Origin of the sequence: Streptomyces inusitatus (genome assembly GCF_014651115.1) — a bacterium.
In the GTDB taxonomy this organism is placed as follows: domain Bacteria; phylum Actinomycetota; class Actinomycetes; order Streptomycetales; family Streptomycetaceae; genus Streptomyces; species Streptomyces amakusaensis.
This window is the reverse complement of sequence record NZ_BMWG01000024.1, coordinates 106,265-119,972: the sequence shown is the minus strand read 5'-3', so window position 1 is coordinate 119,972 and position 13,708 is coordinate 106,265. Positions and strand designations below refer to the sequence as shown.

General features: G+C 71.7%; 12 protein-coding genes. 9 read left to right on the top strand and 3 right to left on the bottom strand.

The window, feature by feature from the left end; all coding sequences use genetic code 11:
- The first annotated feature begins 96 nt into the window (after positions 1-96).
- Together IE247_RS28365 and IE247_RS28360 are read left to right on the top strand one after the other, a co-directional pair.
- A complete protein-coding gene (locus IE247_RS28365) occupies positions 97-1,845 on the top strand; it encodes an ABC transporter transmembrane domain-containing protein (RefSeq protein ID WP_190126163.1) in 1,749 nt (582 codons plus the stop codon).
- Positions 1,846-1,874: 29 nt separating this feature from the next.
- The gene (locus IE247_RS28360; RefSeq protein WP_190126189.1) at positions 1,875-3,656 is read left to right on the top strand and encodes an ABC transporter ATP-binding protein; all 1,782 of its coding nucleotides are present in this window, start codon (positions 1,875-1,877) and stop codon (positions 3,654-3,656) included.
- 63 nt (positions 3,657-3,719) lie between these two features.
- Here the strand turns inward: IE247_RS28360 and IE247_RS28355 are convergent, their stop codons facing one another.
- Entirely contained in the window at positions 3,720-3,866 is a 147-nt protein-coding gene (locus IE247_RS28355; protein WP_190126162.1) for a hypothetical protein, read from the bottom strand.
- A gap of 144 nt (positions 3,867-4,010) precedes the next feature.
- Positions 4,011-4,802 (bottom strand): metal-dependent hydrolase, encoded by a 792-nt coding sequence (locus IE247_RS28350; protein WP_190126161.1) that lies wholly within the window; start codon positions 4,800-4,802, stop codon positions 4,011-4,013.
- 173 nt (positions 4,803-4,975) lie between these two features.
- On the opposite strand from IE247_RS28350, the gene IE247_RS28345 reads away from it, so the two are divergent.
- The 4 genes from IE247_RS28345 (at position 4,976) to IE247_RS28330 (ending at position 9,782) form a co-directional block, all read left to right on the top strand.
- Positions 4,976-7,489 carry a DEAD/DEAH box helicase gene (locus IE247_RS28345; protein ID WP_190126160.1) on the top strand — a complete coding sequence of 838 codons (2,514 nt, stop codon included), beginning with the start codon at positions 4,976-4,978 and terminating at the stop codon, positions 7,487-7,489.
- Between the two features lie 26 nt (positions 7,490-7,515).
- Positions 7,516-8,394 carry an acyl-CoA thioesterase gene (locus IE247_RS28340; protein WP_190126159.1) on the top strand — a complete coding sequence of 293 codons (879 nt, stop codon included), beginning with the start codon at positions 7,516-7,518 and terminating at the stop codon, positions 8,392-8,394.
- A 61-nt stretch (positions 8,395-8,455) separates the two neighbouring features.
- Positions 8,456-8,941 carry a glutathione peroxidase gene (locus tag IE247_RS28335; protein WP_190126158.1) on the top strand — a complete coding sequence of 162 codons (486 nt, stop codon included), beginning with the start codon at positions 8,456-8,458 and terminating at the stop codon, positions 8,939-8,941.
- Positions 8,942-9,131: 190 nt separating this feature from the next.
- The gene (locus IE247_RS28330) at positions 9,132-9,782 is read left to right on the top strand and encodes a TetR/AcrR family transcriptional regulator (protein WP_190126157.1); all 651 of its coding nucleotides are present in this window, start codon (positions 9,132-9,134) and stop codon (positions 9,780-9,782) included.
- A 38-nt stretch (positions 9,783-9,820) separates the two neighbouring features.
- Here IE247_RS28330 and def read toward each other — a convergent pair whose 3' ends face one another.
- Positions 9,821-10,384: a peptide deformylase gene (gene def / locus IE247_RS28325; RefSeq protein WP_190126156.1), complete on the bottom strand. Its 564-nt coding sequence runs from the start codon at positions 10,382-10,384 to the stop codon at positions 9,821-9,823.
- 113 nt (positions 10,385-10,497) lie between these two features.
- Here def and IE247_RS28320 point away from each other — a divergent pair, with 113 nt between their 5' ends.
- From IE247_RS28320 to IE247_RS28310, 3 genes are all read left to right on the top strand, one after another.
- A complete protein-coding gene (locus IE247_RS28320) occupies positions 10,498-11,736 on the top strand; it encodes a MurT ligase domain-containing protein (protein ID WP_190126155.1) in 1,239 nt (412 codons plus the stop codon).
- Positions 11,737-11,773: 37 nt separating this feature from the next.
- Positions 11,774-12,502 (top strand): type 1 glutamine amidotransferase, encoded by a 729-nt coding sequence (locus IE247_RS28315; protein ID WP_190126154.1) that lies wholly within the window; start codon positions 11,774-11,776, stop codon positions 12,500-12,502.
- Positions 12,503-12,663: 161 nt separating this feature from the next.
- Positions 12,664-13,689, top strand: a complete 1,026-nt coding sequence (locus tag IE247_RS28310) for a 6-phosphofructokinase (protein ID WP_190126153.1) — start codon at positions 12,664-12,666, stop codon at positions 13,687-13,689.
- Positions 13,690-13,708: the final 19 nt, after the last annotated feature.

Genomic DNA, 13,708 nt, shown 5'->3' with positions numbered 1-13,708 from the left:
ATATGCCGGTCCGGACTTCAAACGTATTTGCGGAAACGGGTTACGAACGGCGAGTCTTGCACTCTTTGCGCCAACCTCGAAACGTGCTGGGACGTCATGAAAATTCGCGACCTTCCGTATACCGACCCAGGTGACCCAGACGTCCGGTCCGGCCCCCGGTTTCTGCTCTGGCTCGGCCGCAATCAGCTGGGGGGCCAGGCGATATCGGTCTTCTGGGGCCTGGTGAACCAGCTCGGCATCGCCGCCCTGCCGCTCGGCGTGGGCATGGCGGTCCAGGCCGTGGTGGACGGCTCCGGCACCCGGCTCGCCCAGGCGGCGGGGCTGATCGCGCTGCTCGGCGCGGCCATCGCGCTCGGCGAGACCATGCTCCACCGCGCCACCATAACCAACTGGATCACTGCGGCCGCGCGGGTCCATCAACTGCTCTCCCGCCGGGTGGCCGAGCTGGGCTCCGCGCTGACCCGGCGGGTCGCCGCGGGCGAGGTGGTCGCGGTCTCCACCGGCGATGTGGAGAAGATCGGCTGGTTCGTCGAGGCGCTCTCGCGCTTCCTGGCCGCCGCCGTCGCGCTGATCGCGATCTGCGTCGGTCTGGTGCTCTACCAGCCGGAGCTGGGCGTCGTGGTCGCCCTCGGCATCCCCGTGATCGCCCTGGCGGTGCTGCCGCTGCTGCCCGTCGCCACCCGCCGCGCCGACGTCCAGCGCGAGAAGGCCGGTCACGCCACCGAGCTGGCCGCGGACACCGTCGCGGGACTGCGGGTGCTGCGCGGCATCGGCGGCGAGGAGCTGTTCCTCTCCCGCTACCGCACGGCCTCCCAGGAGATGCGCCGCGCCTCCGTGCACAGCGCGCGCATGTGGTCCCTCATCTCCGCGGTCCAGGTGCTGCTGCCCGGCGCGCTGATGGTGTCGGTGGTCGTGTACGGCGCGAACCTCGCCCTGGACGGCCGGGTCTCCGTGGGCGAACTGGTCACCGTGTACAGCGCGGTGCTGCTCGCGGGCCACCCGATGCGGACCTTCGAGGAGATCGCGATGGCGTACTCCTACTCCCGTCCCTCCGCCCAGCGGGCGGCCCGGGTGCTGTCGCTGCGCCGGGAGACCGCGGGCTCCGGCAGTGTGTACGACTCCCCCGTCGGCGATCTGTACGACCCGGTCACCGGCCTCCTCGCCCCGGCCGGCCGCCTCACGGCCGTGGTCTGCGGCGACCCGGACGCGGCGGGGCTGCTCGCCGAGCGCCTCGGCGGCCATCCGGCCGACCCCGGCGGGCGGGCTTCCGTACTGCTGGGCGGCGCACCCCTGGACGAACTGCCGCTGGACGCGGCGCGCCGGGCCGTACTGGTGCAGGACAAGGACCCCGTACTGCTCTCCGGCACCCTGCGCGAACTGCTCGACGTCCCCTCGTCCGGGAAGGTCTCGGCGCCGGACGCCCTGGCGGCGGCGGAGTGCGGCGATGTGCTCCAGGCGCTCGCCCGGGCCTCCGCCGACGCGAAGGCCAACCCGATGGAGACCAGGATCACCGAGCGCGGCCGCTCGCTCTCCGGCGGGCAGCGCCAGCGCCTCGCGCTGGCCCGCTCGCTGGTGACCGACCCCGAGGTGCTGGTGCTCGACGAGCCCACCTCGGCCGTCGACTCGCACACCGAGTCCCGGATCGCGGCGGGCGTGAAGTCGCTGCGCGAGGGCCGGACCACGGTCGTCCTCTCCTCCTCGCCGCTGCTGCTGGATCTGGCCGACCGGGTGGTGCTGCTCGACGGGGAGAGCGTCGTGGCCGCCGGTCTCCACCGTGAACTGCTGCGCAACGAGCCCCGCTACCGCGCCGTCGTCACCCGTGAGACCGCCGAGGAGACCGCGTGATCCGCGCCCTGTTCACGAGAGGAACGACGATGTTCCGGGTGCCCCGACCCGAGTACGACCCGGCCGCGCCGGACACCGCCGAGACCCTGCCGGTCGCCGACAGCGCGACGGTGCGGAGCTATGTCCGTGAGATGCTGCTGCGCCACCGGCGCGCCTTCGTCTTCCTGGTGGTCTGCAACGCCGTCGCGGTCGTCGCCTCCATGGTGGGCCCGTATCTGCTGGGCTCGCTGGTGGAGCGGCTGACCGAGGGGGCCGACGAACTCTGGCTGGAGCGGACGGTCGCGGTGTTCGCGGTGGCCGTCGTCGTCCAGAGCGTCTTCGTCCGGATGATGCATCTGCGCGGTGCGACGCTGGGCGAGGAGGTGCTCGCCGATCTCCGCGAGGACTTCCTCGTACGGTCGGTCGCGCTGCCGCCGGGGGTGCTGGAGCGGGCCGGGACCGGCGATCTGCTCTCCCGTATCACCACCGACATCGACCGGCTCGCCAGTGCGATGCGGGAGGCGGTGCCCCAGCTCACCATCGGTGTGGTGTGGGCGCTGCTGCTGATCGGCGGGCTCACCGTGACCGCGCCGCCGCTGGCGCTCTCGGTGCTGGTGGCGCTGCCGCTGCTGCTGGTGGTCTGCCGCTGGTACTTCAAGCGGGGGCCGCTGGCCTACCGCTCGGAGGCGGCCGGGTTCGCCGCGGTCGCCACCGTGCTCGCCGAGACCGTCGACGCGGGGCGGACCGTGGAGGCCCACCGGATCGGCGACCGCCGGATCGCGCTCTCCGACCGGCGGGTGCGGGAGTGGGCCGGCTGGGAGCGGTACACCCTCTTCCTCCGCTCGGTCTTCTTCCCCGTGATCACCCTCACCCACATCACCGTGCTGGTCTCGGTGCTGCTGATCGGCGGGGTGTTCGTGCTGAAGGGCTGGCTGGACATCGGCCAGCTGACGACGGGCGCGCTGCTGGCGCAGATGCTGGTGGACCCGGTCGGGATCATTCTGCGCTGGTACGACGAGCTCCAGGTGGCCCATGTGTCGATGGCCCGGCTGGTGGGCATCCGGGAGATCGAGCCCGACGCGGGCGACGACGGTGTCCGGCCGAACGGCCGCGATGTGCGGGCGGCCGAGGTGCGCTTCGGCTATCAGGAGGGGGTGGACGTGCTCCACCAGGTCTCCCTCGATGTCGAGCCGGGCACCAGGCTCGCCCTGGTCGGCCCTTCGGGGGCCGGGAAGTCGACGCTGGGCCGGCTGCTGGCCGGGATCTACGCGCCGCGCACGGGCACCGTCGAACTCGGCGATGCCGAGCTGTCCCGGATGACGGCCGAGCGGGTCCGCCGCCATGTCGCGCTGGTCAACCAGGAGCACCATGTGTTCGTGGGCAGCCTGCGGGACAATCTGCGGCTGGCCCGCGCCGGGGCGAAGGATCCGGAGCTGCTGGCGGCGCTCGACGCGGTGGACGCGCGGGAGTGGGCCGAGGCGCTGGAGGACGGCCTCGACACCTCGGTCGGCTCCGGCGGGGTGCCCCTCACCCCGGCGCAGGCGCAGCAGATCGCGCTGGCCCGGCTGGTGCTCGCGGACCCGCACACCCTGGTGCTGGACGAGGCGACCTCGCTGCTCGATCCGCGCGCGGCCCGTGATCTGGAGCGTTCGCTCTCCCGGGTGCTGGAGGGCCGTACGGTGGTCGCGATCGCCCACCGGCTGCACACCGCGCACGACGCGGATCTGATCGCGGTGGTGGAGCGGGGCCGGATCAGCGAGATGGGCAGCCATGACGAGCTGGTCGCGGTGGACGGCGCGTACGCCGCTCTCTGGCGGTCCTGGCACGGTTAGAAGCGGCTGCGGGGAAGGGCCCGGCCCCGGCGTCAGCGCCGGGGGCGGGCCCTTTTCCGGGTTTCAGGCTCCGACGAGCTCCGCCTTGTTCATGGCGCTGACGGAGGTGCTCTCCGGGGTGACCATCTTGGCGATCTGGGAGGCCGCGCCGATCAGCAGGGCGCCGGTGAGGACGGCGAGCAGGGCGGCGGAGAGACGGCGGGTGCGCATGGGGACACTCCTGACGAGCGGGCCACGTCGCGGCGGCGGGGGCGGGCGACCGGTGGCGGCGGCGAGGACACCGCCACAGCGGCGGTTCCACGGACCTTAAGGCCGCTTCCCGGCCGTCCGCCAGACCCAGGGCGGTCCCCGGGGTCAGATGACGTTCAGGGCGGCGGCCCCGCCCACCCCGCCGAGCAGCATGAAGACGGGCATCAGCACCTTCAGCTCCACCCAGCTGCCGGCCTTGAAGCGCATCGCCTTCGGCGGGCCGATCGGGTGCCAGCGCTTGCGGCCCAGGGGTATCGGCCACAGGATCGGGCAGCCGGAGACGGTCAGCGAGTCGCCGATGTCGTGGACCAGCGCGCCAAGGACGATCGGCAGGCCCAGCCACAGATACTCCTGGCCGGGGGCGGTGAAGAGCCAGTCGGAGCCATTGCCCGGCTGGTCCAGCACGCCCGCCAGGATCCAGGCGCTCGTCGCGCCCAGCAGCCACACCAGGATGTCGCTGGAGACCCGGGCGGCCCGCCAGAGCAGGCCCTCGACGGCGAGCACCAGATGGACGAAGAGGATCGCCAGCACGCCCCACCGGCCGCCGGTGACCGCGATCGCCGCCGCTCCCGCGCCGATCAGCACGGCCCAGAGCCAGGTGTGGGTGAGGGTGCGGTGGCCGCCGGTCCTGCGCTTGTCGCCGGGCTTCTTCGTGGCCTGGTAGACCGCGAAGGAGAGCTTGTCGACGATCTCGCAGAGGACCCGGGAGATCGGCCCGAAGGCCCGGGAGATGGTGGCCGCCTTGTGGTCGAGATCCGGCGCGAGCGCGGCTCCCGCGCAGATCAGCGCGCCTACGACCAGGACCGGCCAGGGCATCGGATGCCCGGCTGCGGCGGTGGCCGCGCCGACCCCCAGCCAGGCCGCCGCCCCTGAGAGCGAGTGCGCCGGTCCCATCATGTGTCTGTCCCCGCCCCGTCGATGTGCCTGTCCCCGCCCCGTCGGCCGTGCCGCCGAAGGGGCGGCCATCACTCGGCCGTCCGTGCCGAGTTGACAGGTCAGCGTACCTTTCGTGATCTTGCGCCCGCCGCCCGGTTCCCTGATCGGGGGTGCGGGCAGGCAAGATGGGGGGTGTGACCCTCATTGATCAGCTGCCGCCTGACGCCGACCCCGATGCCCTCTTCGAGGCCTTCTCCACCTGGGCCCAGGAGCGGGGCATCTCCCTCTATCCGGCTCAGGAGGAGGCGCTGATCGAGGTGGTCTCCGGGGCCAATGTCATCGTCTCCACCCCCACCGGATCCGGGAAGAGCCTGATCGCGGCGGGCGCGCACTTCGCCGCCCTCGCGGCCGACAAGGTCACCTTCTACACCGCGCCGATCAAGGCGCTGGTCTCGGAGAAGTTCTTCGATCTGTGCAAGCTCTTCGGCACCGAGAACGTGGGCATGCTGACGGGCGACGCGTCCGTCAACGCGGACGCGCCGGTGATCTGCTGCACCGCCGAGGTGCTGGCCTCCATCGCCCTGCGCGACGGCAAGGACGCCGACATCGGCCAGGTCGTGATGGACGAGTTCCACTTCTACGCCGAGCCGGACCGGGGCTGGGCCTGGCAGATTCCGATCCTGGAGCTGCCGCAGGCGCAGTTCGTGCTGATGTCGGCGACCCTCGGCGACGTCTCCCGCTTTGAGCGGGATCTGACCCGCCGCACCGGCCGCCCCACCGCCGTCGTGCGCTCCGCGACCCGCCCGGTGCCGCTGTCGTACGAGTACCGGCGCACCCCGATCACGGAGACGCTGACCGAGCTCCTTGAGACCCGGCAGGCCCCGGTCTACATCGTGCACTTCACCCAGGCGGCGGCCGTGGAGCGGGCGCAGTCGCTGATGAGCATCAACATGTGCTCGAAGGAGGAGAAGGAGAAGATCGCCGAGCTGATCGGCGGCTTCCGCTTCACCACCAAGTTCGGGCGCAATCTCTCCCGCTATGTGCGGCACGGCATCGGCGTCCACCACGCCGGAATGCTGCCCAAGTACCGCCGGCTGGTCGAGAAGCTCGCCCAGGCGGGTCTGCTGAAGGTGATCTGCGGCACGGACACCCTCGGCGTCGGGGTGAACGTCCCGATCCGTACGGTGCTCTTCACCGCGCTCACCAAGTACGACGGCACCAGGGTGCGCACGCTGCGGGCCCGGGAGTTCCACCAGATCGCCGGCCGGGCCGGGCGGGCCGGTTTCGACACGGCGGGGCTGGTCGCCGCGCAGGCGCCCGAGCATGTCATCGAGAACGACAAGGCGCTCGCCAAGGCCGGCGACGACCCGAAGAAGCGGCGCAAGGTCGTCCGCAAGAAGGCCCCCGAAGGCTTCGTCGCCTGGTCGGACACCACCTTCGAGAAGCTGATCGACTCCGACCCCGAGCCGCTGACCTCGCGTTTCAAGGTCACGCACACCATGCTGCTGTCGGTCATCGCCCGGCCGGGCAACGCCTTCGACGCGATGCGCAGGCTGCTGGAGGACAACCACGAGCCGCGCCGCAACCAGCTCCGGCACATCCGCCGGGCGATCGCGATCTACCGCTCGCTGCTGGCCGGCGGGGTGGTGGAGCGGCTGGACGAGCCGGACGCCCAGGGCCGCATCGTCCGGCTCACCGTCGACCTCCAGCAGGACTTCGCGCTCAACCAGCCGCTCTCCACCTTCGCGCTGGCCTCCTTCGAGCTGCTCGACCCCGAGTCGCCCTCGTACGCGCTGGACATGGTGTCGGTGGTGGAGTCCACCCTCGACGACCCGCGCCAGATCCTCGCCGCCCAGCAGAACAAGGCGCGCGGCGAGGCCGTCGCGCTGATGAAGGCCGACGGCGTCGAGTACGAGGAGCGGATGGAGCGGCTCCAGGAGGTCGGCTACCCCAAGCCGCTGGAGGAGCTGCTCTGGCACGCGTACGACACCTACCGCACCAGCCACCCGTGGGTCGGCGACCACCCGGTCTCGCCGAAGTCGGTGGTCCGGGACATGTACGAGCGGGCGCTGACGTTCACCGAGTTCACCTCGGTCTACGAGCTGGCCCGGACCGAGGGCATCGTGCTGCGCTATCTGGCGGGCGCGTACAAGGCCCTGGAGCACACCATTCCGGACGATCTCAAGTCGGAGGACCTCCAGGATCTGATCGCCTGGCTCGGTGAGCTGGTGCGCCAGGTGGACTCCAGCCTGCTGGACGAGTGGGAGCAGCTGGCCAATCCGGAGGTGGAGACCGCCGAGCAGGCCCAGGAGAAGGCCGACCAGGTCAAGCCGGTCACGGCGAACGCCCGCGCCTTCCGCGTACTGGTACGGAACGCCATGTTCCGGCGGGTGGAGCTGGCCGCGCTCGACAAGGTCGGCGAGCTGGGCGAGCTGGACGCGGAGTCCGGCTGGGACGCGGACGCGTGGGGCGGCGCGATGGACGCGTACTGGGACGAGCACGAGGAGCTGGGCACCGGCCCCGACGCCCGCGGGCCCCGGCTGCTGCTGATCGAGGAGGACGAACCGCACGGTCTCTGGCGCGTGCGGCAGATCTTCGCGGACCCGAGCGACGATCATGACTGGGGCATCAGCGCGGAGGTCGATCTGGCGGCCTCCGACGACGAGGGCCGGGCGGTCGTCCGGGTCACCTCCGTCGGCCGGCTCTGATGCCGGGGCACTGAGGAGGAGCTGGCATGGTGAATCCGGCGGAGCGGCTGGTGGATCTGCTCGATCTGGAGCGGATCGAGGTGAACATCTTCCGCGGCGCGAGCCCGAACGAGTCCCTTCAGCGGGTCTTCGGCGGGCAGGTCGCGGGCCAGGCGCTGGTCGCGGCGGGCCGCACCACCGACGGGGACCGTCCGGTGCACTCCCTGCACGCGTACTTCCTGCGGCCGGGGCGGCCCGGGGTGCCGATCGTCTACCAGGTGGAGCGGGTGCGGGACGGCCGCTCCTTCACCACCCGCCGGGTCACCGCCGTCCAGGAGGGCCGGACGATCTTCAATCTGACGGCCTCCTTCCACCGGCCGGAGAAGGGCGGCATCGAGCACCAGCTACCGCCCCGGCTGGCCTTCCCCGACCCCGAGACGCTGCCCACGGTCGCCGACGAGATCCGCGGGCATCTGGGGGCGCTGCCGGAGACCCTGGAGCGGATGGCCCGCCGGCTGCCCTTCGACATCCGCTACACCGAGCGGCTGCGCTGGACGCCCCAGGAGGTCCAGGAGAAGGAGTCGGACCCGCGCAGCGCGGTGTGGATGCGCGCGGCGGGACCGCTGGGCGACGATCCGCTGGTGCACACCTGCGCGCTGACGTACGCGAGCGACATGACGCTGCTGGACGCGGTGCGGATCCCGGTGGAGCCGCTGTGGGGGCGGCGCGGCTACGACATGGCCTCGCTGGACCACGCGATGTGGTTCCACCGTCCCTTCCGGGCGGACGAGTGGTTCCTGTACGACCAGGAGTCCCCGATCTCCACGGGCGGCCGGGGGCTGGCCCGGGGCCGGATCTACAACCGTGCGGGAGAGCTGCTGGTGTCGGTGGTGCAGGAGGGCCTGTTCCGGCCATTGTCCGGCTGACTCCCACGAGATCCTCCGCTTTCCCTGTTTATCGCCGTATCGCCTATGGAAGAGTTCCCGGATGACGACTTTGTACGACATTCCGCTGCGCACCCTCGCCGATGAGCCGACCACTCTCGCCTCCTACCGGGGCAAGGCCGTCCTGGTGGTGAATGTGGCCTCGCAGTGCGGTCTGACCCCTCAGTACGCCGGTCTTGAGCGGCTTCAGCAGCGGTACGGCGCCCGGGGCCTCACGGTCGTGGGCGTGCCCTGCAACCAGTTCGCGGGCCAGGAGCCCGGGAGCGCGGAGGAGATCGGGACGTTCTGCTCGGCGACGTACGGGGTGACCTTCCCCCTGCTGGAGAAGGTCGAGGTGAACGGGGAGGGCCGGCATCCGCTCTACGCGGAGCTGACGCGCTCGGCGGACGCGGAGGGCGCGGCCGGGGACGTCCAGTGGAACTTCGAGAAGTTCCTGGTCTCCGAGGACGGCACGGTCGCGGCCCGGATCCGGCCGGGCACCGACCCGGAGTCGCCCGAGGTGATCGCGGCGATCGAGGCGCTGCTCTGATCCGGTCCGGGCGGTGACGCGCCGACTGCCGCCCCACTCTCCTTACTCGCGGTAACTGCTGTGGTGGCAGCGGCCCGTCGCCGATCCGCGGATCATGTCGGCCCACGGAAAACCGCTACCCCCGGCGGGCGCTCGGAGTGTTAGTTTTCGCAGGCGTCACGCAATCGCTCGGGCGGGGAGAAGCACACCTATGGCGACCACACAGCAGTCCATCGGCCGGCCGGCCGACCAGCGCCGCCGGGAGCTGCTCGAAGCGGCGGACCGGGTGGTGCTCCGGGACGGCCCGCACGCGTCCATGAACGCGATCGCGGCGGAGGCGGGCATCACCAAGCCGATCCTCTACCGGCACTTCGGCGACAAGGGCGGGCTGTACCGGGCGCTGGCCGAGCGCCACACCGACGCGCTGCTCGACTCGCTGCGCGAGGCCCTGGACGCCCCGGCGGACCGGCGGCGGCGGGTGGAGGCGACGCTGGACGCCTATCTCGCCGCGATCGAGGCCCGGCCGCAGGTCTACCGCTTTCTGATGCACCCGGCGGAGGACTCCCCGCAGCAGGGTTCGGCGGAGGCGGGATTCGATGTGGGCCGGCACTCCGCGCCGCTGCTGCGGCGGCTCGGCGAGGAGCTGGCGAAGGTGATCCACGACCGGGTGGAGCCGGTCCCCGGGGGCGAGCGGCTGGCCCGGGTGTGGGGGCACGGAATCGTCGGGATGATGCACGCGGCGGGCGACTGGTGGCTCGCCGAGCGGCCCTGCTCACGGGCCGAGTTGGTGCACAGCCTCGCGGACATGCTCTGGGGCCGGCTGGCGACGGCCCCCGACCGGGCGGGCGGTCCGGGCTTCTGAAGGGACCCGCTTTCCGGAGAGAGGTCCGCGCACGGCCGTCAGCCGGGCGGGTCCTGCGTCCGCGCCGCCGCCCAGGGCGCGCGGCGGGCCGCGCGCAGCAGCCTGGCCCGGCGCCGGCCGGTGAGGCGGTCCGGGTAGACCGTGCCCTCCAGATGGTCGCACTCGTGCTGAAGGCAGCGGGCGAAGAAGCCCGTGCCCTCGACGCGCACCGGCGAGCCGTCCAGCCGCACGCCCTCCACCACCGCCCGGTCGAACCGCTCGGTCCCGGCCTCCAGACCCGGCAGCGACAGACATCCCTCCGGCCCCCGCATGACGAGTCCGTCGGCCTCCACCAGACGCGGATTGACGATGTGTCCGAGATGGCGGACGTCCTCGTCGTCGGGACAGTCGTAGACCAGCACCTTCAGCCCGACGCCCACCTGGTTCGCCGCCAGGCCGACGCCCTGCGCCGCGTACATCGTCGCGTACATGTCCTCGACGAGCCGTTCCAGCGGCGGGCCGAAGTCGGTCACACTCTCACAGGGGGCGTGCAGCACGGCGTCCCCGAGCAGGCTCATGGGCCGTACGAGTCCAAAAGTGCCGGGGATCAGCCGGTTTCGCATGCCGTAAGCGTACGTTCCGCCGGGAGCGGGTCCGCTCCGGCGGTGCCGAGGTACGGGCCGGTGTCCGGACGTGGATAGGCTTGGGCCGACCGATGCAAGGAGGATCAAGGACGATGTCAGGCAACTCGGAGCCACTGACGCCGCGCGCCAAGCTCGCCGTGACGGCGGGCAGAGCCGCAGCCGCGGTCTCTCGCGCGGCCGGACGCGGCAGCGGTTCGGTGATCGGCGGCCGGGTCGCGCTCAAGCTCGACCCCGATCTGCTGGGGCGGCTCGCGCAACACCTGGACGTCGTCCTCGTGTCGGCCACCAACGGCAAGACCACCACGACCCGGCTGATCGCCGAGGCCCTGCGCGCCGCGGGCCCGGTCGTCTCCAACGCCCTCGGCGCGAACATGCCCGCGGGCATCACCTCCGCCCTGGCGGGCGGCTCGGACGCCAAGTTCGGCGTGATCGAGGTCGATGAGAAGTACCTCGCCGGAGTGGCACGCGATGTCACGCCCAAGGCGATCGCGCTGCTCAACCTCTCCCGCGACCAGCTGGACCGCGCGGCCGAGACCCGGATGCTCGCCGAGAAGTGGCGGGAGGGGCTCGCCGGCTCCAAGGCGGTCGTCATCGCCAACGCCGACGACCCGCTGATCGTCTGGTCCGCCTCCTCCTCGCCCAATGTGGTGTGGGTGGCGGCCGGCCAGGAGTGGAAGGACGACGCCTGGTCGTGCCCGGCCTGCGGCGGTGTGATGCAGCGCCCGGGCGACGACTGGTACTGCGGTGAGTGCGGCTTCCGCCGCCCCACCCCCAGCTGGGTGCTGAACGGCGACTATGTGCTGGACCCGCACGGCTCGGCCTGGCCGATCCGGCTCCAGCTGCCCGGCCGCGCCAACAAGGCCAACGCCGCCACCTCGGCCGCCGTGGCCGCCTGCTTCGGCGTGCCGCCGCAGGTCGCGCTGGAGCGGATGTACTCCGTACAGGCCGTGGCCGGCCGGTACGACGTGGTCAGCTTCATGGACCGGGATCTGCGGCTGCTGCTCGCCAAGAACCCGGCGGGCTGGCTGGAGACCTTCTCGCTGATCGACCCGCCGCCGACCCCGGTGATCCTCGCGGTCAACGCCCGGGGCGCGGACGGCACCGACACCTCCTGGCTCTGGGACGTGGACTACACCCGGCTCGCCGGGCACCCGATCATCGTGATCGGCGACCGGCGGCTGGACCTGGCCGTCCGGCTGGAGGTCGCGGGGCTGGACTTCCGGGTCTGCGACACGGTCGACGAGGCGGTGGGCATGGCCCCGCCGGGGCGGATCGAGCTGATCGGCAACTACACCGCCTTCCAGGACGTGCGCCGCCGCGTCGGCAACTGATCCGCGAGCCCGAAGAGACGTTAAGGACATAGCAGACATGAGCGACAGCAGCCTGCGTCTGGTCTGGGTCTACCCGGACCTGCTCAGCACCTACGGCGACCAGGGAAACGCCCTGGTCGTGGAGCGCCGGGCCCGGCAGCGCGGTCTCGATGTGCAGCGGGTCGACGTCCGCAGCGACCAGCCGATCCCCACCTCCGGCGACATCTATCTGATCGGCGGCGGTGAGGACCGGCCGCAGCGGCTGGCGTCCGAGCGGCTGCTCCGCGACGGCGGGCTCTCCCGGGCCTCGTCCAACGGCGCGATCATCTTCTCGGTCTGCGCCGGCTACCAGATCCTCGGTCACGAGTTCATCAACGACCTGGGCGAGCGCCAGCCGGGCCTCGGCCTGATCGACGTGGTCTCCACCCGGGGCGAGGGCGAGCGGTGCGTCGGCGACGTACTGGCAGACATCGACCCCCGGTTCGGACTGCCGCAGCTGACCGGCTTCGAGAACCACCAGGGCGTCACCCATCTGGGACCGACCGCCCGCCCCTTCGCCCGCACCGTCATCGGCCGGGGCAACGGCACCGGCGACGGCACCGAGGGCGCGTACAACGACACCGTCTTCGGCACCTACATGCACGGCCCGGTGATGGCCCGCAATCCGCAGATCGCCGATCTGCTGCTGAAGCTGGCCCTCGATGTGAACGCCCTGCCGCCGACCGACGACCGCTGGTACGAGGCGCTGCGCAATGAGCGCATCGCCTCCGCGAGCCAGCCCGCCTGACCCGGCGGAGAGCACCGGACGCCAGTCGTCCGTTTCATGGGGCGTCCCAGCTGATGGGACGCCCCATTCGGTCACCGCCACCCCGCGCCGGTAGGGTGACAGAGATCCAGCCGGACGACGTGGTCCGGGAGTCGGCCCACGTTGCAAAGGTAATTCGGGCAATGCGCATTGGTGTGCTCACCTCCGGCGGCGACTGCCCCGGTCTGAACGCCGTCATCCGCTCCGTCGTGCATCGCGCGGTCGTCGACCACGGCGACGAGGTCATCGGCTTCCACGACGGCTGGCGCGGTCTTCTGGAGTGCGACTACCGCAAGCTCGACCTGGACGCGGTCGGTGGCATTCTGGCCCGCGGCGGCACCATTCTCGGCTCTTCCCGGGTCCGTCCCGAGGATTTGCGCGACGGTGTGGAACGCGCCAAGGGGTACGTCGAGGAGCTGGGCCTCGACGCGATCATCCCGATCGGCGGCGAGGGCACGCTCAAGGCGGCCCATCTGCTCTCCGAGGGCGGTCTGCCGATCGTCGGCGTCCCCAAGACCATCGACAACGACATCGCCTCGACCGATGTCACCTTCGGCTTCGACACCGCCGTCGGTGTGGCGACCGAGGCGCTGGACCGGCTGAAGACCACCGCCGAGTCGCATCAGCGCGTGCTGATCGTGGAGGTCATGGGCCGGCACACCGGGTGGATCGCCCTGCACTCCGGGATGGCGGCCGGCGCGCACGCCATCGTCGTGCCCGAGCGGCCCTTCGACATCGAGGAGCTGTCCAAGCGGGTCGGCGAGCGCTTCGAGGCGGGCAAGCGGTTCGCCATCGTCGTGGTCGCCGAGGGCGCCAAGCCGCGCGAGGGCTCGATGCGCTGGGACGAGGGCGGCAAGGACGTCTACGGCCATGAGCGCTTCGCCGGGGTCGCCCGCCAGCTCTCCATCGAGCTGGAGCAGCGCCTCGGCAAGGAGGCCCGCCCGGTGATCCTCGGCCATGTCCAGCGCGGCGGCACCCCCACCGCGTACGACAGGGTGCTCGCCACCCGCTTCGGCTGGCACGCGGTGGAGGCGGCGCACCGGGGCCAGTTCGGCATGCTCACCGCGCTGCGCGGCACCGAGATCACGATGGTTCCGCTGGCGGACGCCGTGCGGACCCTGAAGACCGTCCCGGCCGAGCGGTACGCCGAGGCCCAGTGCGTGCTGTGAGCCGGACCCCCGAGGACGC